Here is a 24,171-nt window from a genome sequence, read left to right as displayed (position 1 = left end):
GCGTGACGGGGACCACGTCGGAACGGTGACGGGTGCCCCCCACCCGTCCACGGGACTCGCGTAGTGTGTCGATTTCACTCGCCCTCGTCGCTGGGTTCCCCCGGGACCGTTCCCCATCGTCCTGCCCGGCCGCACCGCGAGCGCACCGCTGGGAGGTACGTACATGACCGGGACGACCTCGCCCGGCATCCCCGGGTCGGCCGCCGTCCCCCTGCGGCACAGCCGACCGGTCAGCCGCTGGACCGTCCTCATCGTCCTCTGCGTCAGCCTGCTGCTCGTCGCACTCGACGCGACCGTGCTGCACGTCGCCGTCCCCGCCGTGAGCGAGGACCTGCGTCCCAGCGCGATAGCGCTGCTGTGGATCGTCGACGCCTATCCGCTCGTCGCCGCGTCCCTGCTGATCCTCTTCGGCACCCTCGGCGACCGTGTCGGCAGACGCCGCATCCTGCTGCTCGGGTACGCGATCTTCGCCGCCGCCTCCGCGGTGGCGGCGTTCGCCCCGACCCCCGAGATCCTGATCGGGGCCCGGGCGCTGCTCGGCGTCGGCGGCGCGATGATCATGCCGGCCACGCTGTCGATCCTGCGGCAGGTCTTCCCCGACCGCCGGGAGCGGGCGGTGGCCATCGGCGTGTGGAGCGCCGTCGCCGCCGTCGGCGCGGCGGTCGGGCCGGTCCTCGGCGGCTTCCTCGTCGAGAACTTCTGGTGGGGCTCGGTCTTCCTGATCAACATCCCCCTGATGGTGGTCATCCTCCCGGTCGCCCGCTGGCTGCTGCCGGAGTCCCGCGGTGATCAGGACGGCCCGTGGGACGTGGTCGGCGCGCTGATGGCGGCCCTCGGCGTGCTCGGCGCGATCCTCGGGGTGAAGCGGCTCGGCGGCGGGGCCGCGGTGTACGAGCCCTCCGTGCTGGTGCCGCTGCTCGGCGGCTGCCTGCTGCTGGTGCTCTTCGTACGGCGGCAGAACCGGCGCGAACACCCGCTGATCGACATAGGGATGTTCCGCCGCCCGGCCTTCGGCACCTCCGTGGGGTGCATCGTGCTGGCGCTGCTGGCCCTGGTCGGCCTGGAGCTCATCGCCGTCCAGTACCTCCAGCTCATCCTCGGCCTCAGCCCCCTGGCGACCGGGCTGCGGCTGCTGCCCCTGACGTTCGCCGCCATGGGCGCCGGACTGCTCGGCTCCCGGATGCTCACCCGCCTCGGCCCGCGGGCCATGGTCGCCGGAGGCTTCGTCCTCACCGCGATCGCCGTGCTCGGACTCACCCACATGGGCCAGTACGACCGGCCCTGGGTGCTGACCGGCTGCTTCGTGCTGCTCGGCTTCGGCCTGGAGACCACCTTGTTCGCGGCGTACGAGTCGATGCTGAGCGAGGCCCCGGCCGAGCACGCCGGCGGCGCCGCCGCGATCGGCGAGACCTCGTACCAACTCGGCGCGGGCCTCGGGATCGCCCTGCTCGGCAGCGTCATGAACGCCGCCTACGCGCCGGGCGTCGCCCGGACCCACGGCGTGCCCGCCGACGCGCGGGTTGCGGCCGGCAAGTCGCTCGGCGAGGCCTACAAGGTCTCCGACCGCCTCGGCGGGACGGCGGGCGCCTCCCTGCGCCACGCCGCCCGGCACGCCTTCGTGCACGGCCTGCACATCACCCTCGTCGTCAGCGCCGCGCTGCTCCTGCTGGGAGCGGTGGCCGCGCTGCGGCTGCCGCGCCGCATGGAGTGCGCCGCACGCCAGACGGCGTCCTCCGCACCCGGGCTCCCCGCGCAGCGCGACCACGTGATGACCGCGGTGGAGGCGTCCCGCTGAGCCGGGAGCGGGGTCTTTACCCGGACCCGCCGCACAAGTAGCTTCGGGCGTGGAGCACCGTGATCACCGGAGGGACGACGATGTCCGCTGGAAAGCCGCAGTTCGACCCGGGCGACCCGCTGGGTCTCGACGACCTGCTCGGCGACGAGGAGCGCGCCGTGCGGGACACCGTGCGCGCCTGGGCCGCCGACCGCGTACTGCCGCACGTGGCGCAGTGGTACGAGCGCGGCGAACTGCCGGTCATCCGCGAACTGGCGCGTGAACTCGGCTCGATCGGGGCGCTCGGGATGTCGCTGACCGGCTACGGCTGCGCCGGGGCGACCGCGGTCCAGTACGGGCTGGCCTGCCTGGAACTGGAGGCGGCCGATTCCGGCATCCGCTCGCTGGTCTCGGTCCAGGGATCGCTGGCGATGTACGCCATCCACCGCTACGGCTCCGAGGAGCAGAAGCAGCAGTGGCTGCCCCGCATGGCGGCGGGCGAGGTGATCGGCTGCTTCGGGCTCACCGAACCCGACCACGGCTCCGACCCGGCCGGCATGCGCACGTACGCCAAGCGCGACGGCTCCGACTGGATCCTCACCGGCCGCAAGATGTGGATCACCAACGGCTCCGTCGCCGGGGTCGCCGTCGTCTGGGCCCGCACCGACGAGGGCATCCGCGGCTTCGCCGTCCCCACCGACACCCCCGGCTTCTCGGCACCCGAGATCACCCACAAGTGGTCGCTGCGCGCCTCGGTCACCAGCGAACTGGTCATGGACGACGTCCGCCTGCCCGCCGACGCGGTGCTGCCGGAGGTCACCGGTCTGCGCGGGCCGCTCAGCTGCCTCAACCACGCCCGCTACGGCATCGTCTGGGGCGCGATGGGCGCCGCCCGCAGCAGCTTCGAGGCGGCGCTGGAGTACGCGCGGACGCGCGAGCAGTTCGGGCGGCCGATCGGCGGCTTCCAGCTCACCCAGGCCAAGCTCGCCGACATGGCGGTCGAACTCCACAAGGGCATCCTGCTCGCCCACCACCTCGGCCGCCGGATGGACGCGGGCACGCTGCGGCCCGAACAGGTCAGCTTCGGCAAGCTCAACAATGTCCGCGAGGCGATCGAGATCTGCCGCACGGCCCGCACGATCCTGGGCGCGAACGGGATCTCGCTGGAGTACCCCGTCATGCGGCACGCCACCAACCTGGAGTCCGTGCTCACCTACGAGGGCACGGTGGAGATGCACCAACTCGTCCTGGGCAAGGCCCTCACGGGCCTCGACGCCTTCCGCTGACGGGCCCGGGGGCGGGGACCCCGAGCGGCGGCCTCAGCTCTGGTTGAAGAAGCCGTCGCCGCCGCGCTTGCTGTCGGCGTTGACGACGAGGTAGTCGGGCGGGGTCAGCAGGAAGACCCGGTTGGCCACGCGCTCGATGGAACCGCGCAGACCGAAGGTGAGGCCGGCCGCGAAGTCCACGACGCGCTTGGCGTCGCCGGAGTCCATGGCCGTGAGGTTGACGATGACCGGGACGCCGTCCCGGAAGAGCTCGCCGATGCCGCGGGCGTCCCGGAAGCCGTCCGGGGTGACCGTGGCGATGCGGCGCCCCTGCTCGTGCGCCGACTCGGAGGCCACGCGCACACGGGGGTCGGTGACCCAGGAGTCGCTCGGGGCCGGCTCGGCGCCCTCGCCGTAGTCGGCGTACTCCTCGTCGTAGTACTCCTCGCCGCCGTTGTCGTCGACGAGGCCCAGCCAGGCGCTCGCGCGTCGTACCGAACCCATGGACGCCTCCTCTCTCACACACGGTCAGTTTGCCGTCCGCGTCCCTATCGTCGTCCATGATGCGGAGGATGCGCCAAGTGGATACCCGGCAGGGAGGGGATTCGTGACATACCTGGTGCATTAATCTGCCCGGAAGTACCCGGTTGACGCAGGCGATACGGGCATCTGACGGATCATCGGAAAGTTTCCCGCCCGGGAGGGTGACGCCGCGCGGCCGGATAGCCGAATCGGCTGACGTATAACATGACCAGCGGATGAGGTGGTCCATCGCGGCACGAGACGTGTGGGGGAAGCGATGTTCGGAATCGTCAGGCCGTGCCGGCACCGGCTTTCGGAGACTCTGCGCACCTCCTGGACGGCCCATCTGTGCGGGCTCTGCCTCGCGCTGCGGGACGACCACGGGCAACTGGCCCGCGCCGCCACCAATTACGACGGCCTGATCATCTCGGTGCTGGTCGAGGCGCAGACCGGACTCGGCACGGGTGCGGATGGCGTTGCGGGCGGCGCACGGCGGGCGGCTGTGTCGGCTGTGTCCCGCAGGACCGCCGGGCCGTGCCCGCTGCGGGCCATGCGGACCGCTCCGGTCGCCAAGGGCGAGGGCGCACGGCTGGCCGCGGCGGTCTCCCTGGTACTGGCCTCGGCCAAGATGCGCGACCACGTGGCCGACGGCGACGGACTGCTGGCGCGCCGCCCGATGGCAGCGGCCGCGCGCACGATGGCCCGGCGCTGGGACCGCGCGGGCGCCGCGACCGGAGCGGCGCTCGGCTTCGACACCGCGGTGCTGGTGGACGCCGTCGACCGGCAGACCGCCATCGAGGCGGCCGTGGGCCCCGGCACCCCGCTGCTCACCGTCACCGAGCCCACCGAGACCGCGACGGCCGCGGCCTTCGGCCACACCGCGGTGCTGGCCGGACGGCCGCACAACCGCGCACCGCTGGAGGAGGCGGGCCGCCTCTTCGGCCGGCTGGCGCACCTGCTGGACGCGGTCGAGGACCTGGACGCGGACGCCGCCGCCGGTGCGTGGAACCCGCTGGCGGCCACCGGGACCGGCCCGGACGAGGCCCGGCGGCTGTGCGACGACGCCGTGCGCGGCGTCCGACTGGCGCTGCGGGACGTGGAGTTCAACGACGGCCGGCTCGCCCATGAGCTGCTGGCGCACGAACTGCGCCGCTCGGTGGAGCGTGCGTTCGGCGCGGTGTGCGTGCATCAGGCCGCGGGGCGGCCTCCGTCGTCGCCGTCGTCGTCGCCGTGGCTCGCCCCGGAACCTCCGCAGCGGCCGGGCCCCGGACGGGGGTTGCTCGCGGGGTGTGCGATGTGGTCGGTGCTGTGCTGCACCTGCCAGATCTGCTGCCGCGACCATTACGAGGACCCCTGGTCGGGGAAGCGGCGCGAGGGGTGGTGCTCCAACTGCGACTGCGATTGTTCCGGGTGCGGGGACTGTTGCGATTGCGGCGACTGCTGTGATGGGTGCGATTGTTGTGGGTGCGACTGCTGAGGCCTGACGGCGTGGACCGGGTTTTTTCCCCGCCCTCCCTCCCGTGTGCCTCAGGAAGTCCGGGCGTCCCGACGCACGTTGTGTGGGGGCCGGGTGCGGGGCCTCCGGGGCTGCCATTCTGGACAGCACATTTAGGTGCCTCAGGCGCTTGCCGTTGGGTGCCCCGGGTTGTGCACCCAAATATGCTCCAGTGTCCAGAACGCCACCCCTACGACCCCGCCCCCTCCGTTTCGTCATGCGCCTGATCCCCGGTGGGTGGGTATGGACGGCACCGTGCTCGGGTTGGTGGGGCGGCTGAAAGGTGCCCTTGTGCGATTGTGCACGGCTCTTGAATACTCCTTTGTGCGCAGCGGCTTGACAGGGGCACGCCACCCCCCACGGTGGTGGAGTCCTCGCTGCGCCTCACCGGCTCGCGCTACGCGGGTCAACTTCCGTTCCCCCACAGGAGGACAAGCGTGAGGATCAAGCGCACGACGCACACCCCCGCCCCCAGACGCGTACGGCTGATCGCCATCGCGTCCGGTCTGCTCGCGGCCACCGCGCTCACCCTGCCCGCCGCGCAGGCCGCACCGTCCCCCAAGGCCTCTCCGGAGGCTGCCACGGCGCTCGCCGCGTCGCTGGGCACCGGCTCCACGGCCGGTTCGTACTACGACGCCCAGGCCAAGGCCATGGTCGTCAACGTCACCACCACCAAGGCCGCGCAGGCCGTCAGTGCCGCCGGTGCCGTGCCCAAGCTCGTCGCGCACAGCACCGCGCAGCTGAACCAGGCCGGTGCCGCCGCCCTGGCCGCGGATGTCGCGGGCACCTCGTGGGTCATCGACCCCAAGAGCAACCGCCTGGAGATCACCGCCGACAGCACGGTCACCGGGGCCGAACTGTCCAAGGTGCAGCAGGCCACCGCCCCCTACGGCGCGGCCGTCACCTTCCGGCGCACGGCGGGCACCTTCAAGCGGCTGATCGCCGGCGGCGACGCCATCTACGGCGGGGGCTACCGCTGCTCGCTCGGCTTCAACGTCCGCAGCGGCAGCACGAACTACTTCCTGACCGCCGGTCACTGCGGCGAGGTCGCCTCGACCTGGTACTCCAACTCCAGCCAGTCGACGGTGCTCGGCAGCAACGTCAGCTACAGCTTCCCGACCAACGACTACGCGCTGGTCCGGTACACCAACACCTCGGTGGCCAAGGGCGGCACGGCCGGCAACACCGACATCACCAGCGCCGGCAACGCCTTCGTGGGCCAGGCCGTCCTGCGTGACGGTTCCACCACCGGCATCCACAGCGGTACGGTCACCGGCCTCAACGCCACCGTCAACTACGGCAACGGCGACGTGGTCTACCAGATGATCCGCACCAACGTCTGCGCCGAGGGCGGCGACTCCGGCGGTGCCATGTACACCTCCGGCGGGGTCGCGCTCGGTCTGACCTCGGGCGGCAGCGGCAACTGCTCCACCGGCGGCACCACGTTCTTCCAGCCGGTCACCGAGGCCCTGAGCGCCTACGGCGTCAGCGTCTTCTGACCCTTCCACCTCGATGTGCCCGGCGGCTCCGGCCGCCGGGCACATCGGCATACGGCCCTCTTGTCCGCAAGCCGTACGGTCGCAATACTCCGCGAGGCACCGCATAACCTCGTAGGGGGGCACAAATGAGGAACAAGGGGCGCAGGGACACCACTTCGCACAGCGGCACCGCCAGAGGGGCGGGGTACCTCGCCGTGCTGCTCGGACTGCTCGCGGCCACCGTGTCCGCCCTGCCCGCCGCGCAGGCGGCTCCCTCGCCCGCGCAGCTGACCGCGGTGGTCCGCGCGGCGGAGTCCGCCGACGTCCCCGGCAGCGCATGGTCCGTCGACGCCGACGGCACGCTGGTCGTGGTCACCGACGCGACGGTCTCCCGCGCCGGGCTCGACGCGCTGCGCCGCGCGGCGGGACCGTACGACGGCGCCGTCCGCTTCGAACGCGCCCCCGGCGTCCTCCGCCGCTTCGCCTCCGGTGGCACCGCGGCCTACGGCGGCGGCTTCCGCTGCTCGGTCGGCTTCAACGTCCGCTCCGGGGGCGTCCGCTACTTCCTGACGGCCGGTCACTGCGGGGCGGCCGCGGACCGCTGGTACGCCGACGCCGCCCAGACGCGCCCGCTCGGGACCACCGTCGCCCATCGCTACCCGGTCGACGACTACGCGCTCGTGCGCTACGACACGGCGAAAGGCCACCCCGGCTCGGTCGGCCGGCAGGACATCAGGAAGGCCGCCGCCGCGTACGTCGGCGAGGCCGTCAAGCGCGCCGGCTCCACCACCGGCGTGCACAGCGGCACCGTCACCGGGCTCGGCTTCACCGTCAACTACGGGGGCGGCGACATCGTCCGCGGCCTCATCCGCACCGACATATGCGCCGAGCCCGGCGACTCCGGCGGCCCGTTGTACGACGGCACGAAGGCGCTGGGCCTGACCTCGGGCGGCAGCGGCGACTGCGCGAGCGGTGGCACGACCTTCTACCAGCCGCTGCCCGAGGTGCTGAAGGCGTACCGGGTCGCTCTCTACTGACCGGCGAAGCGCACCCGACCTCCCGTCGTCCCCGGCGCCGCGAACGCCAGGAGGCGCTCGCCCTCCGCGGCGAGCGCGTCGCGCGCCGCGGACGGCAGGGGCGCGTACGGCAGGAGATGGAGCACGGCCGTGCCGCGCGACGACTCGATCCGCCACAGCCCGCCGACGAAGCCGTCGTGGAGGAAGAAGCCCCGGTTGCTGCCGCTGCCGGGAAGGGCGGGGACGGGGGAGGAGGGGCCGGGCGGCACGATCCGCGAGCGGTCGGCGTGCGACAGCACGATGTTGTCGTACTGCGGCAGGAAGCGGGGCGGGGCCGGCGTCCCGGGATCGGGGAAGGGCGCGCCGGGGACGTCGTACAACTCGGCGCCGTGCTCGTCGCGGTAGACCCGCAGCCGGGGGCGGAGCCGGTCGACGACCGCGCGCACCCCGGTGAGCCCGGACCACACGGCGACGTCCCTGACCGCCGCGGGGCCGAACGCGGCGAGGTAGCGCAGCACCGTCCGCTCCGGTCCGCGGTCCCCGGCGGCCTCGAAGGTCCGGCCGAGCCACTGCTCGGCCGGGGTCTGCAGCGCGGCGCCCGGCGTCCGCCACAGTCCGCGCGGCGGCGGCTGGACCGTGGGCACGCAGGCGGTCACCGCCAGGCTCAGCGGGAGCCGTTCGCGCTCCGGCCACCGCTCGCGCAGGCCGTCGCCGAGCCGGCTCGCGGACAGCGGGCCGGCGGCCAGGAGCACGCGGCCCGCCTCGGCGACCTCCGCGAGATCCAGCCCGTCGAGCTGCCGCCGGAACTGCCCGAGCAGCCGCCGTTCCAGGACGTCCTGGACGACCGGGCGCAGCACCATGCAGTCCTGCGCGGCCACCAGGTGAACGGTCCAGCGCAGCAGGGACATCCGGACCGCGCGGCGGTCCGTCAGCATCCCGGACAGCTCGCCCGGCTCGAAGTCCGCGATCCGCGACCACAGCGCCACGTACGGGTCCTGCGGCTCCTGCGCCTGAAGCCCCACCAGGTGCCCGAGCACGTGTTCCGCGCTCACGTCCGCCCGCCGCAGCAGGAACTGGCGGGCCAGCAACGAGCGGTTGAGGGTGCGGCGGTCCAGGGCGGTGCCCTCGGGCACGGTCTCCGTCTCCATGGCGGCACCGTAACCACGATTGCGGTCAGGAGCTGTCCGCGATGGCTGCCAGACTGGGCACGTGCTGGAAACCTCCGCCCGCCTGCTGCGGCTGCTCTCCCTGCTCCAGTCGCGGCGCGACTGGACCGGCCCCGAGCTGGCCGGACGTCTCGAGGTCACCGCCCGGACCGTGCGCCGTGACGTGGAACGGCTGCGCGCGCTCGGCTACCCCGTGCACGCCTCGCCCGGCACCACCGGCGGCTACCGCCTGGGGGCGGGCGCCGCCCTGCCGCCGCTGCTGCTCGACGACGAGGAGGCGATCGCCGTCGCCCTGTGCCTGCGCACGGGCGCGGGCGGCAGCGTCGAGGGCATCGAGGAGACGTCCCTGCGGGCCCTGGCCAAACTGGAGCAGGTGCTTCCGTCCCGGCTCCGGCACCGGGTCCAGGCCATGGGGGCGGTCGCCGTCTCCCGTCCCCCCGCGGCGGCCGATGCCGTGGCCCCGGACGTCCTGGCGCTGATCGGCGCGGCCTGCCGCGACCGCGAACGCCTGCGGTTCGACTACCTCACGCACGACGGGACGGCCGGCCGCCGCACCGCCGAGCCGCACAGCCTCGTCCACCACGGCCGCCGCTGGTACCTGCTGGCGTGGGACACCGACCGCCAGGACTGGCGGACCTTCCGCGTCGACCGCATGGAGCCCAAGTCCCCCACCGGGCCGCGTTTCGCCCCCCGCCGGCCGCCCACGGACGCCGCCGCCTACGTCGCCCGCGGCGTCACCTCCCGCGCCTACCGGCACCAGGCGGTCGTGACGCTGCACGCCTCCGCCGAGTCCCTCGCCGACCGGGCCTCCTGGGGCTTCGCCACCATCGAGGCCGCCGGCCCCGACCGCTGCATCGTGCGCACCGGCGCGGAGTCCCTGGACGTCCTCGCCCTCTACATCGGCACGCTCGGCGTCGACTTCGAGGTCCACGAACCCCCCGAACTGGCCGCGCACCTGCGCGACGTCGCCGCCCGCCTGGCCCGCGGCGCGGGCGGCGACGCATAGCTCAGGACGTGGCAAGGCCCAGGTGCCGCAGCACGGAGCCGGCGGCGCGGGCGGCGGCGGCGCGGGACTCGTCGGTGGGGTCGAGGGTCTCGAAGCCGTGGCGGCCGTGCGGCACGTCGACCACCTCGACGCGGGCGCCGAACCCCTCGGCGGCGGAGAGGAAGTCCGCGACCGTGGCGGCGATGTCCGGCGCCTCCCGCCCCACGCGGGTCAGCACCACCGGAAGGGAACCGGCCGTGCGCAGCGCGGCCGCGGGGCGGAAACGGGCCTCCACCATGCCCCAGTTCGGCAGGGGCGCGAGCACGGGGTAGGTCGCCGCGACGCACCGCAGCCAGGCGGGCGGCGCGGCCAGCCAGTCCGCCGCGAGCAGCCCGCCGCCCGAGAAGAACCACAGGGCCACGCGGTCGCCGTCGACGCGGGGATCGCCGCGGACGAGCTCCACCGCCTCGGCGATGTCGTCCGCTGCGCGCGCGAAGTCGGCCATGCCGTGCAGCCGGTGGTCCACGACCGCGCCGACCGCGCCCAGCCCGGCGAGGTACCGGCCGTAGCCGGTGAAGCAGGACCAGTCGCGCGGTGTCGGCCGCACGCCCGCGGGGACCGGACCGCCGTGCACGAGGACCACCGCGGGCCGGGGACCGTCGGCGTCGGGCAGGTGCAGATCGACCCGCCCGTGCCGCTCCCGCGGCCGTTCCGGCAGGTCCATCAGGAAGGGCCGCAGGTGGGGCGGGAGTTCGGCCTCCGCCCCCCGGAGCCGGTACCCCTCGCCCGCGGCGGCCCGCAGGAGCACGCCGGCCAGTTCGGCGGGGGCGGACAGCATCGGCCAGTGCCCGGTGGCGAGTTCGAAGAAGGTCACCCGCGGGTCGACGAGCGCCCGCAGCCGCGGGTCGCCGAAGCCGGCCAGGGCCTCGACCCGGGCGATGGTCGACCCGTTGGCGGTGCACAGCACGCCGGTGGACGGCACCCCGGCCCCCGCCCCGGAGAGCCGGAGCGGCTGGGTCAACGTCCCCGCGGGCTGCGGCGCGGCGAGCCGGGCCAGCCGGGCCAGCGCCTCCTCCGCCACACCGTCGAGGCTGCCCCAGCGCTGCCACCGGTCCCGGCCGGGCGGGGCGACGAGCCCGCCGTCCCCGGGCCGTCCGGCGGTGTGCCGCAGCTGTTCGCCGACCGCGGGATCGGGCACGAGCGCCAGCGCCGGGTCGCCGTCCCGGGGGATCCCCGCGTCGAGGTGGACCACGCGGGCGACCCGCTCCGGGCGGCGGTCGGCGGCCCCGGCCACCGGATGGATGCCGTAGCCGTGGCCGACGAGCACCACCTCCGCCGCGTCGCCGGCGGCGTCGACGGCCCGCAGCACGTCCCCGACATGCGTCTCCAGGTCCGTGCCCGGTCCCGCGACGGCGCCGCCCCCGCCCATGCCGGTGAGCGTCACGGGACAGGCCCGCGCGCCCGACTCCCGCAACTGCGCCGCCACGTCGTGCCAGATCCAGCCGCCCGTGTGGGCCTCGGACACCAGGATGAACACCGTCATGAACGCCTCCCGTACACGTGGTTCGCCGGACCCGGCGCCGTACCGGGTCCGCGCGCTCGCCGGTACCGTAGGAACTCCCCCTGAGGGAGGTTCAAGCCGTGCCGCCTGACGGCCTGTGGAGCATCGGGGAACTGGCCGCGCACGCCGGCGTCACCGTGAAGACCGTCCGCTTCTACTCCGACCGCGGCCTGCTGCCCGAGGCGGGCCGCAGCGCCGGGGGACACCGCCGGTACGGCCCCGGCGCGCTCGACCGGCTCCGGCTGATCCGCTCCCTGCGCAGCCTCGACCTGCCGGTCCCGGACGTGGGCCGGCTGCTGGACCGGGAGGACGCCCTGGCGGACGCGCTGGAGGACGCCGTCGCCGGGCGGCTGCGCGAGCTCGGCACCCAACTGTCGGCGCTGCGCTGGCGGGAGGCCGCCCTGCACGCGCTCCGCGACTGCACCGCCGCGGAGCGCGCCGACCGGCTGCGGCTGGTCGGCGCGCTGTCCACCCCGCCCAGCACCGCCCCGATGAGGCGCTTCTGGCGGCGCTGGCTGCCGCCGCGGCTGCCGGCCGGACTGGTCGGCCGGATCCTGGAGTTGTCGGTGCCCGAGCCTCCCGGCGACCCGACGCCGGACCAGGTGCTCGCCTTCGCCCGGCTGCACGCCTTCACCACGGGCGCCTGCCCCGACGACGGGCGCCTGCGGCCCGCGGACCACTGGTCCGGCGCCGGCGGCCGCCCCGCCGCGCTCTACGAAGGACTCGGGGAGGCGTACGACCTGGCCGCCGGAGAACTGCTGGCCGGACGGGAACCGCGCGAGGGCGACGCGCTGGACTGCTTCGTGTCCGCCTATGCCCTGGCGTACCGCACCCGGGACACGCCCGCCTTCCGGAGCCTGCTCGCCGGACTGCTCGCCGCGGAGCCCCGCGCCGACCTGTACTGGCAGCTCGCCGCGCAGCTGTGGGGCCCGGCGCGGCCCACCCCGGGCGCCGCCGACGACTGGCTGCGCACGGCCCTGTCGGGCCCGGACGCGGCCTGAAGCCTGCCCTTCCCCGGCGACCGCTGGGGAACGGCCGCGGCCAGGGTCTCGGCGGCGGCCGATCCCGATGCCCGCTTGGCCGTGCCCGCGCCCGTCAGGACAGCGAGGCGTCCGGTCGGGCCGACCGGGTTTGTGACGCGCTCGGTCAGGGGGGGTGACGAAGGGACGGCGCCCTCGGCGACGAGCTCACGGCGCCCTTGGCGTCGTGGCGCCGGCAGTCCCGCGCACCGGGCATCCTCAGCTCCCGCCGGAACACGCGGGTGCAGGTCGGCGGGCCGTGGTGGCGGGGGGACGGCCACACCGCGAGCATGCCCACGGACCTGGGAGGTGCCCCGGGGCGCGGCACTCCCCCCGCATTCGGCCAGGGGCCCCACGCCGCGTTGCGCATCGTCCGGGAAGACGGCTCCCCGCCGTGCGGGGCACCCCCCGGCGGCAGCCGCCGGTACCCGCCCGTCGGATCGGGGCATCCTCGCCCGTATCCGGTGGATTGACCGCGAGGTACCGTGGAAGTACGCGATCCCGGACGGCAGGGGGCCGTGATGGTCGTCGAGTTGATAGCCGCGGTGCTCTCGGCCGGAGCTCTGTACTTCGTGGCCGGGGCCCGCGTCGTGCAGCAATTCGAGCGGGGTGTGGTGTTCCGCCTCGGCCGGGTCAGGGGCGGGATCCGGGGGCCGGGGTTCACGATGGTCGTCCCGGTCGTCGACCGGATGCGGAAGGTGAACCTGCAGATCGTGACGATGCCGGTGCCCGCCCAGGAGGGCATCACCCGCGACAACGTCACCGTCCGGGTCGACGCGGTGGTCTACTTCAAGGTCGTCAACGCCGCCGACGCGATCATCAACGTCGAGGACTACCGCTTCGCGGTCTCGCAGATGGCCCAGACCTCGCTGCGCTCGATCATCGGCAAGAGCGATCTGGACGACCTGCTGTCCAACCGGGAGAAGCTCAACCAGGGCCTGGAGCTGATGATCGACAGCCCCGCCATCGGCTGGGGCGTGCAGATCGACCGCGTCGAGATCAAGGACGTGTCGCTGCCGGAGACGATGAAGCGCTCGATGGCCCGCCAGGCCGAGTCCGAGCGGGAGCGCCGGGCCCGGATCATCAACGCGGACGCGGAGTTCCAGGCGTCCAAGAAGCTGGCGCAGGCCGCGCACGTGATGGGCGAGGAACCGGCCGCGCTGCAGTTGCGGCTGCTGCAGACGGTCGTCGCGGTGGCCGCCGAGAAGAACTCCACGCTCGTCCTGCCGTTCCCGGTGGAACTGCTGCGCTTCCTGGAACGCGCCCAGCCGGGCCCGGGCACTGCTGCCCCCGCCGGCCCGGCCGCGGCGCCGGAGGAATCCGCGGTGCCGCCCGCCGCCGAACCGGTCCAGGGCGGTGCCCCCGGCGAGCTGCCGGAGCCGCTGCTGGACAGCATCCGGGCGCCGCGGCCGTCCGACGCCGTCTGACGCCGGGGCCTCAGGCCGGGCCGTCCGCCGTTCCCGCGTCGGGCTGCCACAGGTACGGCACGGTCGTCGTGACCGCCACCAGCCCCAGCCGCCGCAGGACCGGAGCGCTGTCCGCCGAGGCGTCGACCTGCACGAAGCGATGGCCCGCGGCCACCGCCAGCCGGGCCCGGTGCGCCACCGTCGCCCGGTAGACACCGCGCCCGCGCCACTGCGGCAGCGTCGAGCCGCCCCACAGCGACACGAAGTCCGTGCCCTGGTGGAAGCGGGCCCAGCCCGCGCAGACCACGGTGTCCCCGCTCTCGGCGACGACCACCACGCACGGGTCCCCCGGCCCGGCCACCTCGCTCTCCAGCATGTCCGGCAGCCAGTCGTGGCCGACTCCCCAGATCTCCTCCTCCATGGCGCGGATGCGTTCGAAGTCCGCGCGTGAGGTGACCTCGCGCAGCGTCACGCCCTCCGGCAGCCGCGGCTCGCCGGCCAGTGGCGCGGCCTCGCCGACCAGCACCGTCTCCGGCTCGTCGGGCGTGAAGCCGGCCGCCGTCAGGCGCTCCGGCAGCCCCGGCGGCAGGTCGTGCGCGAAGTACTTCCACTCCACCGCCGTGCCGAGTCCGGCGAAGTGGTCCCGCTCCCCGGCGATCAGGGCGTCCAGCTCCGGCCCGTCCAGCCCGCCGAGGTCGCGGTAGTCGAGGAAGCCCGCCTCGCCGTGGCGGTAGATCTTGCGCAGCAGGGGGCCGACCCGCTCCACCGACGCGTGCCGGGAGAAGCCGTCGGGGACGCGGGCACGCAGCTGTGCGTCGTACGCGGCGCGGTACTCCAGCGCCGTCGCGGAAAGTCCGGGAGTGCTCATCGGGCGGAGTCCACCACATGCCCCGGGCGGGGTCGACCGAATTTCCCGTGCTGAACGCGACGCGCCCCCGCTCCGTATGACAGGCCGCACGGCGCCGCCGTCCCCGCTGTCGACAACCGGACCCCGCATCCCCCCACAGGAGGTCGTGAGTTGAAGCACAAGCACCTGCCGAAACGGAACATCGCACTGGTCGCGGCCGGCCTCGCGGCCGTCGCCGCGGCCGCCGTCCTGCTGCCGGACGCCAACGCGTCGCAGTCCCCGGAGCCCTCGCGGCAGGACGCACCGCCCCAGGCCCTCGGCGCCGGTTCGGCGGCGGGGACGGCCTCCCGGCTCACCGCGGAGTTCGGCTCGTCGATCGCGGGCGCGTACTGGGACGCGGCCGGCCGGCGGCTCGTGGTCAATGTCGCCGGGAACGACCCCGAGGCCGTCCGCGGGGTCCGGCAGGCCGGCGCCGTACCCCGCCAGGTCCGCAACACCGCCGCCGAACTGACCGGCGCGGCCGGGGTGCTGAGGCAGAACGCCACCATCCCGGGCACCGCCTGGGCCGTCGACCCCAGGACCAACCAGATCCTGGTCACCGCGGACGGCACGGTCACGGGCGGGAAGTGGGACACGCTCCGGGCCACCGTGCGGTCGCTCGGCAGCGGCATGGCCCGGATCGAGAGGTCCGCGGGCCGGATCACGCCCTTCGTGGCCGGCGGTGACGCGATCTTCGCCGACGGAGCGCGCTGTTCGCTCGGCTTCAACGTCGTCAAGGACGGCGCCCCGGCCTTCCTGACCGCCGGCCATTGCGGTGTCGCCTTCCCCGCCTGGTCCGACACGCAGGGCGGCGCCCCCGTCGCGACGGTTACGGCCGCGACCTTCCCCGGCGACGGCGACTTCGCCCTCGTGACCTACGACGACCCGGGCACCGACGCCCCCGGCCAGGTCGACCTCGGCAACGGCCGGGCCCTGCCGATCACCGGGGCGGCGGACGCCGCGGTGGGCCTGGAGGTGTTCCGCATGGGCAGCACCACCGGTCTGCACAACGGCACCGTCCTCGGCCTCGACGCCACCGTCAACTACCCGGAGGGCACCGTCACCGGGCTCATCCAGACCGACGTCTGCGCGGAGCCGGGGGACAGCGGCGGCTCGCTGTTCACCCGCGACGGGAGCGCGATCGGGCTGACCTCCGGGGGCAGCGGTGACTGCCGGTCGGGAGGGGAGACGTTCTTCCAGCCGGTGACGACGGCCCTGGCCGCCGTGGGCGCGGAACTCGGCTGACGTGCGGCGCTGACACGCACGGGGGGCGCGCGGGTTCCGGCGGCAGGCTCAGCGGTCGAGCGGGAAGGCCATCACGACGGCGCCCGCGGTCCGCGGTGCCGGTACGCGGGGGGCCCGCGCGTCCTCGTGCAGTCCGACCAGCAGCGCGGCGAGCCGGTGCCGGAAGTCGTCCCAGATCTCGGCGGCCTCCGCGTCGCCGGCGGCCTCGACGGGCCCGGTGTCGCCGGCCCGGTGCGGCTGCCGTGCGCACGGCGGCTCCACGAGGCCCGCGGCCGCGAGGCGGCGCAGATGGTTCAGCATGCGCAGCCGGCCGGGGTGCGCCGCGGGTCTGAGGGTGGTGCCGGTCGCCGTCATGGCGGTCAGTAAACCGTGCCGTCCCCTTGCCTTCGCAACCCCTTCCGGGTCTTCGGTCACCCGGGGCGTGACGGGTGTTGACGCGCGGGACGAACGGATACGCGCGGGACGTCCGGACGTGACCCATCTCGCACCGTCACCGGGTTTGGTCCCCCGCCGGAGGCCGGCGGCCCCTCACCCTCCGCAGCTGAAACCGCCCCCTCCGGACGTCCCGGTGCGCGAGACGTAGAGGCTGTCCGTACGGTCGCGGCCGAGCAGACCGCTGTCCCGGGTGAAGTGCGGGGCGGCGGCCAGCAGGGCCGGGGCACCGTGGAGGGCGGCGGCGAGCAGGGCGGACTCGGGCGACAGGGACCGCGACCGGGTCAGGGGGAAGCGCTCGCCGGTCCGCCGCAGCGCGCGGCGGCCGGCGCGGGTGCGCCGCGGCACCGCCCACACGGCGCAGGCGCCGGCCACCAGCGCGGCGGGGACGGCCACCCGCAGCACCGGTCCCCAGCCGTCCGCCCCCACCAGGGCGACCGCCGCCGCCACCGCGGCGGCGCACGCCAGCATCCGCGCGGTGCGCAGCCCGCGGCCGCGGCGGACCAGCCCGGCGCCGGCCAGCCGCTCGCGCAGGGCGTCGGTCTCGCGCCGCACGGAGCGGGACGTGGTGACGCCGTTCACGCCCGAGGGCCGGTACAGCGCCTTGTAGACCGCCAGTTGCAGCGGGTGCGACAGCCCGGCCATCGCCCCGGAGATCCGCGCGGTGCCGTGCGGGCCCGCGTCCACGGTGCCGCGCAGATGGAGCGCGAGCAGGGCCACGGTCGCGGCGCCGCGCGGGCCGTCGCGCAGATACGCCGCCTCGTACGGATCCGTCACCTCATCGAGTGAAGCGCGCGGCGCGCGCAGCAGTACGGCCGCCGCGGCGAGCAGTCCCACCGCGATCCCGGAACACGTCCATGCGAGCCAGGACATTCCCACCACCCCCTGGAGGTGGTGTGCCCGCCGGCGCACGCCGGAACGCCCGGTTTGAGCAAGGCCAGAGGTTGGGGCGTAGCCTGAACCGCCGTGACGGACCAGGTGGATCTCGCGGCGGTGGTGCGTGACTGCACCGACGGTATCGACCGGCTGGACGCCCGGGTGCGGTCGTGCCCGAGCCCGACCGGCGGGGACGGCTCGCGGCGGAGGCGGCCGCGGCGCCGCCGGGCGTGCTGACCGGGGTCGTGGTGGGCGTCAAGGACATCGTGCGCTGCGACGGGACGCAGACCCGTGCCGGGTCGCGGGTGCCGGCGGAGGTACTGGCGGGGCCGCAGGCACCGCTGGTGGACCGGTTGCGCGCGGCGGGGGCGCTGATCGCGGGGAAGACGGTGACGGCCGAGTTCGCGGTGACCGCGCCGGGACCCACCCGTAATCCGCACAACACCGCCCACACGCCGGGCGGTTCGAGCAGCGGATCGGCGGCGGCCGTCGCCGCGGGCATGGTGCCGCTGGCCGTCGGCACGCAGACCGTGGGCTCGGTGATCCGGCCCGCGGCCTTCTGCGGGGTGGTGGGCTTCAAGCCGACCTTCGGGCGGATCCCGGTGGACGGGGTGATCGCCAACGCCCCGAGTTTCGACACGGTCGGCGTGCTCGCCGCCGACGTCGCGGGCGCGGCGCTCGGCGCGTCCGTGCTGTGCGACGACTGGCGGGTACCGGTGCCGGGCGGCGACGGAGCCGGCCGTCCGGTGCTCGGCGTGCCCGCCGGGCCGTACCTGGACCGGGCCGGGGCGGAGGCGCGGGCGGCCTTCGCCGCGCAGACCGCGCGCCTGGCGGCGGCGGGCTGGACCGTGCGCGAGGTGCCGGTGATGGACGCGCCCGGCGAGTTCGAGGCGGTGGTACGGCAGTTGTTCATCATGAACCGCTACGAGGTGGCCCGCACGCACGCCGGCTGGTTCCCCCGCCACGGGCACCTCTACCGCGAGCAGACCGTCGCCGCCATCCGCGAGGGGCAGGCGATCGGACGCGGCGACTACGAGCGGGCCGTGCGCGAACGCCGGGACGTACGGGGGCGGTTGCTGGACGCGATGGAGGGGATCGACGCGTGGCTGGCACCGCCCGCCACCGGCCCGGCCCCGTTCGGCCTGGACAGCACCGGCGACGCGGTGATGTGCCTGCCGTGGAGCAACGCGGGCCTGCCCGCCGTGAGTCTGCCCGCCGGGTACGCCGCGAACGGCCTGCCGCTGGGGCTTCAGGTCGTCGGGCGCCCGGGGGAGGACGAGGAACTGCTGCGCTGGGCGGCGGAGCTGGCCTTGGCCGTCATGCCTCGGTGAAGACCAGCTCCTCGATCGGCCGGGTCATCCGCACCGTGCCGTCGTCCGTGAGCTCGACGACGTGGTGCAGCCCGCGCACCTGCGCGCGCGGCGTGGCCGAGGACGCGATCCGGTACGTGTCGGCCGCTCCGGCGAGGAAAGCGCGAAAGGACGACGAAGGGGAGAGGGAGAACTCGCCGGACGCCAGGTGGTCGTACAGGCGCCGGAAGAGCTTGGGGACGACCACGGCCTCGTCGGTGAGCGAGGAGAGCCCGGTGACCTTCACCCCCGCGGTGCTCGCGTCCTGCGGCCACAGCCCCGCCCCCGCGGTCCTGGCCTGCCGGGTCACGGCGGCCAGTTCCTCGCGCAGGTCCTCGTAGAGGTTGCTGTAGAAGGTCGGGTAGGCCAGGCCCCGCTCGATCAGATGGTGGTTGACCGTCCGGCGCAGCAGCGGCACGCCGACCGACACGTCCTGGCCGCTGCGAGTGCCCTCCGGCAGCGGGCCGCGGCCGGCCAGGGCGACGCAGCGGCCGTGCACGTCGACGCCGCCGGTGAGGATCCACCCCGGCACGCTCTCGGGGACGGCGGAGACGACCCGTTCGCTGTCCGGCGCGCGCCGCACATCGGTGAAGCCGAGCCACGCCAGGAGTTCGTCCCGGGCCGCGTGGGCGAAGGGCAGCGGCTGGTGGGCCGGTGCCGAGGTCGGCCCGTAGTGGGTCTCGAGGGCGTCGACGGCGTCCAGGCGCAGCTTGCCCCGGCAGGAGTTGGTGAGGTCGAGCCGGGCCGCTCCCGGGACGCGGTTCCAGTCCGGGTGGCGGGTGGGGACAAAGCCCACGGTGTCGCCGTCCGGCTCGCTGCCGGTTATCTGGAAGGACCCTTTGACCAGCAGCATCGGCATGGCTGCTTCCCCTCGGGTGTGCGCCGGCGGTGACGTCGTGTGCAGGAAACCACACGGACGGTGGTGGAGGACAGGGATCCGGCACGTCTCCGGCATGTCTTCGTACGTGTGTTCGAGAAGTGGTCTATGGTGGGTACCGGAGGGTCCGGAAGGGGGGAGACGTGAGCGGTCGGAGGTGCGTATGCCGGGATTCACGCATCTGCACACCGTCTCCGGTTTCTCGCTGCGGTACGGGGCCTCGCACCCCGAACGGCTGGCCGAGCGCGCCGCCGAGCGGGGCATGGACGCGCTGGCGCTGACCGACCGGGACACCGTGGCCGGCGTCGTGCGGTTCGCCAAGGCCTGCGCGCGGGCCGGGGTGCGGCCGCTGTTCGGCACCTCGCTCGCGGTGCCTGCGGCGTACGACGGGCCGGCCGCCCACCCGCCCGGCGGCCGGCGGCGCACCCCGGTGCGCGGCGGCTCCTTCGTCCCGGAGGCGGCCGACCGGGCGGTCTTCCTCGCCCGGGACCGGCGCGGTTGGGCCGCGCTGTGCCGGCTGATCAGCGCCGCCCATGCCGGGGAGGCGGGGCTGGGCTGGGCGGACCTGGGCCAGGAGGGGGTGTTCGTCCTGCTGGGCGCGGACTCCGAGGTCGGCCGGGCGCTCGCCGCCGGCCGTCCCGACCGGGCCGCGAAGCTGCTGCGCCCCTGGCGCGCGGCGTACGGGGACGCGCTGCGCCTGGAGGCCGCCCACCACGGCCGCACCGGCACCGGGCCGGGGTCGCTGCGGCTGGCCGCGCGCATCGTCGGTTTCGCCGTCGAGCAGGGGGTGACCCCCGTGCTGACCAACGCCGTCCGCTACGCCGACCCCGGGCAGGGGGAGGTGGCCGACGTGCTGGACTCGGCGCGCCGGCTCGTGCCCGTCGACGTCCGCACGCCGGAGGGCCTGGACGGCGGCGGCCGCTGGCTGAAGGACGCGGGGGACATGGCGCGCACCGCCGAACGGATCGTGGAGGCGGCCGGGTTCGGCCGCCAGGACGCGCACCGGCTGCTGCGTGCCACCGAGGAGACCGCCGCGGCCTGCGCCGTCGACCCCGCGGACGACCTGGGGATCGGGCAGGTCCACTTCCCCGAGCCGGAGACGGTGGGGGCCGGCGCCCGCACCGCCGACCGCGTCCTGCGCTCGCGCTGCGCCGCCGGGATGGTCCGCACCGGGCACGACCGCGAACCGGGGTACTGGGCGCGGCTGGAGGACGAACTGCGGATCATCGAACGGCTCGGCTTCGCCTCGTACTTCCTCACCGTCGGCCAAGTGGTCGCCGACGTGCGGGAGATGGGCATCCGGGTCGCCGCGCGCGGCTCCGGTGCGGGCTCGCTCGTCAACCACCTGCTGGGTATCGCCGCCGCCGACCCCGTCGAGCACGGCCTGCTCATGGAGCGCTTCCTGTCCGGGCGGCGGGCCTCCCTGCCCGACATCGACATCGACGTGGAGTCCGCCCGCCGGCTGGAGGTCTACCGGCGCATCCTGGACCGCTTCGGTGGCGAGCGGGTCGCCACCGTCGCCATGCCGGAGACCTACCGGGTCCGGCACGCCGTCCGCGACGTGGGGGCCGCCCTGGGGCTGGCGCCGGAGCTGACCGACCGGCTGGCCAAGGCCTTCCCGCACATCCGGGCGCGCGACGCGCGGGCCGCGCTCGCCGAACTGCCCGAGCTGCGGCAGGTGGCGGGGGAGGACCACGGCCGGCTGTGGGAGCTGGTCGAGGCACTGGACGCGCTGCCGCGCGGGGTCGCCATGCACCCGTGCGGGGTGCTGCTGTCGGACGCCGGGCTGCTGGACCGCACGCCGGTGATGCCGACCAGCGGTGAGGGCTTCCCGATGTCGCAGTTCGACAAGGACGACGTCGAGGACCTCGGGCTGCTCAAGCTCGACGTGCTCGGGGTGCGGATGCAGTCCGCGATGGCGCACGCCCTGGACGAGGTGGAGCGGACCGGCGGCGGCCGGATCGACCTGGAGGACCCGGCGCAGGTCCCGCCGGGCGATCCGGCCACCTACGAACTGATCCGCTCCGCCGAGACGCTGGGCTGCTTCCAGATCGAGTCGCCCGGCCAGCGCGACCTGGTGGGGCGGTTGCAGCCCAGCACCTTCCACGACCTGGTCGTGGACATCTCGCTGTTCCGCCCGGGCCCGGTCTCCGCGGACATGGTGCGGCCCTTCATCGACGCCCGGCACGGCCGCAAGCCCGTCCACTACGCGCATCCCGATCTGAAGGACGTGCTGAGCGAGACCTATGGAGTCGTCGTCTTCCACGAGCAGTTGATCGAGATCATGCGCGTGATGACCGGCTGCGACCGGGGGTTCGCCGACGAGGCCCGGCGGGCGCTGTCGGACGAGACGCGGCAGGGCCGGGTGCGGGCCTGGTTCGCGGACCGGGCGCGGGAGCGCGGTTACCCCCGCGAGGTCGTCCGGCACACCTGGGAGATCGTCTCGGCCTTCGGCGCGTACGGCTTCTGCAAGGCGCACGCCGTCGCCTTCGCCGTGCCCACCTATCAGTCGGCCTGGCTCAAGGCGCACCATCCGGCGGCCTTCTACGCCGGGGTGCTCACCCACGACCCGGGCATGTACCCCAAGCGGCTGCTGCTCGCGGACGCCCGGCGGCGCGGGGTGCCGGTGCTGCCGCTGGACGTCAACCGGTCGGGCGCCGCCTATCGAATCGAACTGGTGTCCGATGATGAAGGGGAGGGGGCCGGGATGCCCGGGGTGTGGGGACTGCGGCTCGCGCTGTCGGAGGTGCACGGCATCAGCGAGGCGGAGGTCGCCCGGATCACCGCTGGGCAGCCCTACACCTCGCTCCAGGACCTGTGGGAGCGGGCCCGTCCCGGCCGGGCCGCGGCCGAACGGCTGGTGCAGGTCGGCGCGTTGGACGCGTTCGGCGGCAACCGCCGCGACCTGCTGCTCCAGGTGGCCGAGCTGCACCGGCAGGGCCGCGCCTCCGCGTACGACGGCCAGCTCGCCCTCACCGGGGGAGAGGCGGCGGTGTCCCCGCCGGCCGGCCTGCCCGACATGGACGCCGGCGAACGGCTCCACGCCGAGCTCGGTGTGCTCGGCATGGACGCCTCCCGGCACCTGATGGAGGACCACCTCGCCTTCCTGGAGGAGCTGGGCGCGATCCCGGCGCACCGGCTGCGCGAGGTGCGGCACGGCGAGACCGTCCTGGTCGCCGGCGCCAAGGCGGCCACCCAGACCCCGCCCATCCGCTCCGGGCGCCGGGTCATCTTCACCACCCTCGACGACGGCACCGGCCTGGTCGACCTCGCCTTCTTCGACGACAGCCACGAGGCCTGCGCGCACACCGTCTTCCACTCCTGGCTGCTGCTGGTCCGCGGGGTGGTCCAGCGCCGCGGCCCGCAGAGCCTGTCCGTCGTCGGCTCCGCTGCCTGGAACCTCGCCGAACTCGTCGAACTGCGCGGAAAGGACGGCCTGGAGGCGGTCGCGGCCCGGCTGGCCGAGACCCCGGGCGGGACCGCGGACGAGCCCGCGGGCCTCCCCGTCGCGCCGCCCGACGGCCGCCGGGTGCGGATGTCCACCGGCTACGAGATGCACCCCTGGGCCGACCTGCGCCCCGCCGGCGAGGGCGTCCCCACCGGCCGCAAGCTCTGGCACTCCAGCCCGGGGAGCGCGGGACGATGACGAACGGCGACACCGGGCGGCGGCCGGACGGCACGGCGAGCATCCTGCACGTGCGCTGCGCCCCGGCACTGCCCGAGGAGCGCTACCGGGCGGTGCTGGACCTGCTGCGCGAGTTCTCCCCCGTCGTCCAGGCGGTCCCGCCCCGGGCGGCTCTGGTGCAGGTGCGGGGTGCGCAGCGGTACTTCGGCGCGGACGCCGAGCGGATCGCGGGGCTGGTACGGCTGCGGGCGATGGCCTGGCTGGCCGCGGACCTGCGGATCGGCGTCGCGGAGACATGGGCGGTGGCGGCGACGGCCTCGGACCGCGTGGCGGGCCCGGGCGGCGTCCTGGCCGTGCCCGAAGGCGAGGCGGACGCCTTCCTGGCGCCGCTGCCGGTCGAGGCGCTGCACGGCGTCGGCCCCAAGCAGGCCGAGGCGCTGCGCACGTACGGACTGCACACCATCGGGGCGGTCGCCGCGGTGCCGGCGGGCGTCGTCGAGCGGATCCTGGGCCGGCGCGCGGGCCGGCTGGCCGCGGAACGGGCGCGCGGCACGGACCCCCGTCCCGTCGCCCCCAAGGACCTGCCGCCGTCGGCCGGTGTGACGCACCGGTTCCCCCGGCACGAACTCGACGGCCCCGCCGCCCGGGCCGCGCTCCTGGACCTGGTGGTGCGGCTGGGGGCGGTGCTGCGCGGCCGCCGACAGGCCGCCAGGTCCCTGTCCCTGACGCTGCGGTTCGCCGGCGACGGGCAGTGGGAGAGGACCCGGCGGCTCGCGGAGCCGTCCGCGCACGAGGAGGATCTGCGGTTCCTGGCCTATCAGTTGATGGACGCGGCCGGGCTGCAACGGGCGCGCCTGACCGGTATCGGGCTGCGCGCGGAGGACCTCACCGGCGCCGACCGCGTGGCCCAGCAGCTCTCGCTGGACCCGATGCGCGCGTCGCACCTGACGGCGGAGGCGGCCGTGGACCGGGTGAACGCCCGGTTCGGCTTCGGCGCGGTGCGTCCGGCCGCCACGTTCCGCAAGGCGTCGTAGTCCGCGATGCCGTCCCTCTTATCACACGGCAGTGAAGTCAGCGTGACACATTCTTTACCGACCAGTAGCTGGCCGGTTTTTGTTACCCGTGCGTAAATTGACGGAAGCTCAGCAATCTTGTGATCCGGATCACAGGTCGTCAGGGAACGGTCCCCCCTGC

19 protein-coding genes are annotated in these 24,171 nt (G+C 74.7%); 12 read left to right on the top strand and 7 right to left on the bottom strand.

All coding sequences use genetic code 11. The features are described 5' to 3' along the window. The first annotated feature begins 163 nt into the window (after window positions 1-163). Window positions 164-1,795, top strand: a complete 1,632-nt coding sequence (locus ACIP64_RS22245) for an MFS transporter (protein ID WP_401589375.1) — start codon at window positions 164-166, stop codon at window positions 1,793-1,795. Between the two features lie 80 nt (window positions 1,796-1,875). After that, window positions 1,876-3,060 (top strand): acyl-CoA dehydrogenase family protein, encoded by a 1,185-nt coding sequence (locus ACIP64_RS22240; RefSeq protein ID WP_401589373.1) that lies wholly within the window; start codon window positions 1,876-1,878, stop codon window positions 3,058-3,060. 33 nt (window positions 3,061-3,093) lie between these two features. On the opposite strand, the gene ACIP64_RS22235 is transcribed toward ACIP64_RS22240, so the two are convergent. Beyond that, window positions 3,094-3,543, bottom strand: a complete 450-nt coding sequence (locus tag ACIP64_RS22235) for a cell division protein SepF (RefSeq protein WP_401589371.1) — start codon at window positions 3,541-3,543, stop codon at window positions 3,094-3,096. Window positions 3,544-3,838: 295 nt separating this feature from the next. Between ACIP64_RS22235 and ACIP64_RS22230 the strand changes: the two genes are divergently transcribed. The 3 genes from ACIP64_RS22230 (at window position 3,839) to ACIP64_RS22220 (ending at window position 7,571) form a co-directional block, all read left to right on the top strand. Then, window positions 3,839-5,038 (top strand): DUF5685 family protein, encoded by a 1,200-nt coding sequence (locus ACIP64_RS22230; RefSeq protein WP_401589369.1) that lies wholly within the window; start codon window positions 3,839-3,841, stop codon window positions 5,036-5,038. Between the two features lie 455 nt (window positions 5,039-5,493). Beyond that, complete coding sequence (locus ACIP64_RS22225; protein ID WP_401589366.1) at window positions 5,494-6,555, top strand: S1 family peptidase; 1,062 nt, start codon at window positions 5,494-5,496, stop codon at window positions 6,553-6,555. A gap of 125 nt (window positions 6,556-6,680) precedes the next feature. Beyond that, on the top strand, window positions 6,681-7,571 hold the full coding sequence (locus ACIP64_RS22220) for a S1 family peptidase (RefSeq protein WP_401589364.1): 891 nt from the start codon (window positions 6,681-6,683) through the stop codon (window positions 7,569-7,571). On the opposite strand, the gene ACIP64_RS22215 is transcribed toward ACIP64_RS22220, so the two are convergent. Then, entirely contained in the window at window positions 7,565-8,698 is a 1,134-nt protein-coding gene (locus ACIP64_RS22215) for a winged helix DNA-binding domain-containing protein (protein ID WP_401589362.1), read from the bottom strand. The two genes, ACIP64_RS22220 and ACIP64_RS22215, sit on opposite strands and share 7 nt — an antisense overlap. Before the next feature lie 61 nt (window positions 8,699-8,759). Between ACIP64_RS22215 and ACIP64_RS22210 the strand changes: the two genes are divergently transcribed. Continuing rightward, window positions 8,760-9,722: a helix-turn-helix transcriptional regulator gene (locus ACIP64_RS22210; RefSeq protein WP_401589359.1), complete on the top strand. Its 963-nt coding sequence runs from the start codon at window positions 8,760-8,762 to the stop codon at window positions 9,720-9,722. Between the two features lies 1 nt (window position 9,723). On the opposite strand, the gene ACIP64_RS22205 is transcribed toward ACIP64_RS22210, so the two are convergent. Next, the gene (locus ACIP64_RS22205; RefSeq protein WP_401589356.1) at window positions 9,724-11,244 is read right to left on the bottom strand and encodes an alpha/beta hydrolase; all 1,521 of its coding nucleotides are present in this window, start codon (window positions 11,242-11,244) and stop codon (window positions 9,724-9,726) included. A 98-nt stretch (window positions 11,245-11,342) separates the two neighbouring features. On the opposite strand from ACIP64_RS22205, the gene ACIP64_RS22200 reads away from it, so the two are divergent. Both ACIP64_RS22200 and ACIP64_RS22195 read left to right on the top strand, forming a co-directional pair. Further along, entirely contained in the window at window positions 11,343-12,263 is a 921-nt protein-coding gene (locus ACIP64_RS22200; protein WP_401589354.1) for a MerR family transcriptional regulator, read from the top strand. A gap of 539 nt (window positions 12,264-12,802) precedes the next feature. Continuing rightward, entirely contained in the window at window positions 12,803-13,708 is a 906-nt protein-coding gene (locus ACIP64_RS22195; RefSeq protein WP_401589497.1) for a slipin family protein, read from the top strand. A gap of 10 nt (window positions 13,709-13,718) precedes the next feature. Here ACIP64_RS22195 and ACIP64_RS22190 read toward each other — a convergent pair whose 3' ends face one another. Beyond that, the gene (locus ACIP64_RS22190) at window positions 13,719-14,555 is read right to left on the bottom strand and encodes a GNAT family N-acetyltransferase (RefSeq protein ID WP_401589352.1); all 837 of its coding nucleotides are present in this window, start codon (window positions 14,553-14,555) and stop codon (window positions 13,719-13,721) included. 150 nt (window positions 14,556-14,705) lie between these two features. Between ACIP64_RS22190 and ACIP64_RS22185 the strand changes: the two genes are divergently transcribed. Beyond that, a complete protein-coding gene (locus ACIP64_RS22185) occupies window positions 14,706-15,818 on the top strand; it encodes a S1 family peptidase (protein ID WP_401589349.1) in 1,113 nt (370 codons plus the stop codon). Window positions 15,819-15,866: 48 nt separating this feature from the next. On the opposite strand, the gene ACIP64_RS22180 is transcribed toward ACIP64_RS22185, so the two are convergent. Both ACIP64_RS22180 and ACIP64_RS22175 read right to left on the bottom strand, forming a co-directional pair. Further along, window positions 15,867-16,172: a hypothetical protein gene (locus ACIP64_RS22180; RefSeq protein WP_360906218.1), complete on the bottom strand. Its 306-nt coding sequence runs from the start codon at window positions 16,170-16,172 to the stop codon at window positions 15,867-15,869. A 174-nt stretch (window positions 16,173-16,346) separates the two neighbouring features. Further along, window positions 16,347-17,123, bottom strand: a complete 777-nt coding sequence (locus tag ACIP64_RS22175; protein ID WP_401589347.1) for a TIGR04222 domain-containing membrane protein — start codon at window positions 17,121-17,123, stop codon at window positions 16,347-16,349. 173 nt (window positions 17,124-17,296) lie between these two features. On the opposite strand from ACIP64_RS22175, the gene ACIP64_RS22170 reads away from it, so the two are divergent. Continuing rightward, window positions 17,297-18,457, top strand: a complete 1,161-nt coding sequence (locus ACIP64_RS22170; RefSeq protein ID WP_401589344.1) for an amidase — start codon at window positions 17,297-17,299, stop codon at window positions 18,455-18,457. Here ACIP64_RS22170 and ACIP64_RS22165 read toward each other — a convergent pair. Then, window positions 18,444-19,334 carry a nuclease gene (locus tag ACIP64_RS22165; RefSeq protein ID WP_401589342.1) on the bottom strand — a complete coding sequence of 297 codons (891 nt, stop codon included), beginning with the start codon at window positions 19,332-19,334 and terminating at the stop codon, window positions 18,444-18,446. The genes ACIP64_RS22170 and ACIP64_RS22165 overlap by 14 nt on opposite strands. A 181-nt stretch (window positions 19,335-19,515) precedes the next feature. Between ACIP64_RS22165 and ACIP64_RS22160 the strand changes: the two genes are divergently transcribed. Further along, complete coding sequence (locus ACIP64_RS22160) at window positions 19,516-22,998, top strand: DNA polymerase III subunit alpha (RefSeq protein WP_401589339.1); 3,483 nt, start codon at window positions 19,516-19,518, stop codon at window positions 22,996-22,998. After that, window positions 22,995-24,011 carry a hypothetical protein gene (locus tag ACIP64_RS22155; protein WP_401589337.1) on the top strand — a complete coding sequence of 339 codons (1,017 nt, stop codon included), beginning with the start codon at window positions 22,995-22,997 and terminating at the stop codon, window positions 24,009-24,011. Before ACIP64_RS22160 ends, ACIP64_RS22155 begins: the two co-directional genes overlap by 4 nt. Window positions 24,012-24,171 lie beyond the last annotated feature (160 nt).

The sequence above is a fragment of the Streptomyces sp. NPDC088733 genome, assembly GCF_044751185.1.
Lineage (GTDB): Bacteria > Actinomycetota > Actinomycetes > Streptomycetales > Streptomycetaceae > Actinacidiphila.
The sequence above is the reverse complement of the archived record's forward strand: the minus strand, read 5'-3'. Positions and strand labels throughout refer to the sequence as shown.

Bases quoted from the DNA above. Each gene is read 5' to 3' on its own strand.
- ACIP64_RS22245 (WP_401589375.1), top strand. From the start codon at position 164: ATGACCGGGACGACCTCGCCCGGCATCCCCGGGTCGGCCGCCGTCCCC.
- ACIP64_RS22240 (WP_401589373.1), top strand. From the start codon at position 1,876: ATGTCCGCTGGAAAGCCGCAGTTCGACCCGGGCGACCCGCTGGGTCTC.
- ACIP64_RS22235 (WP_401589371.1), bottom strand. From the start codon at position 3,543: ATGGGTTCGGTACGACGCGCGAGCGCCTGGCTGGGCCTCGTCGACGAC.
- ACIP64_RS22230 (WP_401589369.1), top strand. From the start codon at position 3,839: ATGTTCGGAATCGTCAGGCCGTGCCGGCACCGGCTTTCGGAGACTCTG.
- ACIP64_RS22220 (WP_401589364.1), top strand. From the start codon at position 6,681: ATGAGGAACAAGGGGCGCAGGGACACCACTTCGCACAGCGGCACCGCC.
- ACIP64_RS22215 (WP_401589362.1), bottom strand. From the start codon at position 8,698: ATGGAGACGGAGACCGTGCCCGAGGGCACCGCCCTGGACCGCCGCACC.
- ACIP64_RS22205 (WP_401589356.1), bottom strand. From the start codon at position 11,244: ATGACGGTGTTCATCCTGGTGTCCGAGGCCCACACGGGCGGCTGGATC.
- ACIP64_RS22195 (WP_401589497.1), top strand. From the start codon at position 12,803: ATGGTCGTCGAGTTGATAGCCGCGGTGCTCTCGGCCGGAGCTCTGTAC.
- ACIP64_RS22190 (WP_401589352.1), bottom strand. From the start codon at position 14,555: ATGAGCACTCCCGGACTTTCCGCGACGGCGCTGGAGTACCGCGCCGCG.
- ACIP64_RS22180 (WP_360906218.1), bottom strand. From the start codon at position 16,172: ATGACGGCGACCGGCACCACCCTCAGACCCGCGGCGCACCCCGGCCGG.
- ACIP64_RS22175 (WP_401589347.1), bottom strand. From the start codon at position 17,123: ATGTCCTGGCTCGCATGGACGTGTTCCGGGATCGCGGTGGGACTGCTC.
- ACIP64_RS22165 (WP_401589342.1), bottom strand. From the start codon at position 19,334: ATGCCGATGCTGCTGGTCAAAGGGTCCTTCCAGATAACCGGCAGCGAG.
- ACIP64_RS22160 (WP_401589339.1), top strand. From the start codon at position 19,516: ATGCCGGGATTCACGCATCTGCACACCGTCTCCGGTTTCTCGCTGCGG.
- ACIP64_RS22155 (WP_401589337.1), top strand. From the start codon at position 22,995: ATGACGAACGGCGACACCGGGCGGCGGCCGGACGGCACGGCGAGCATC.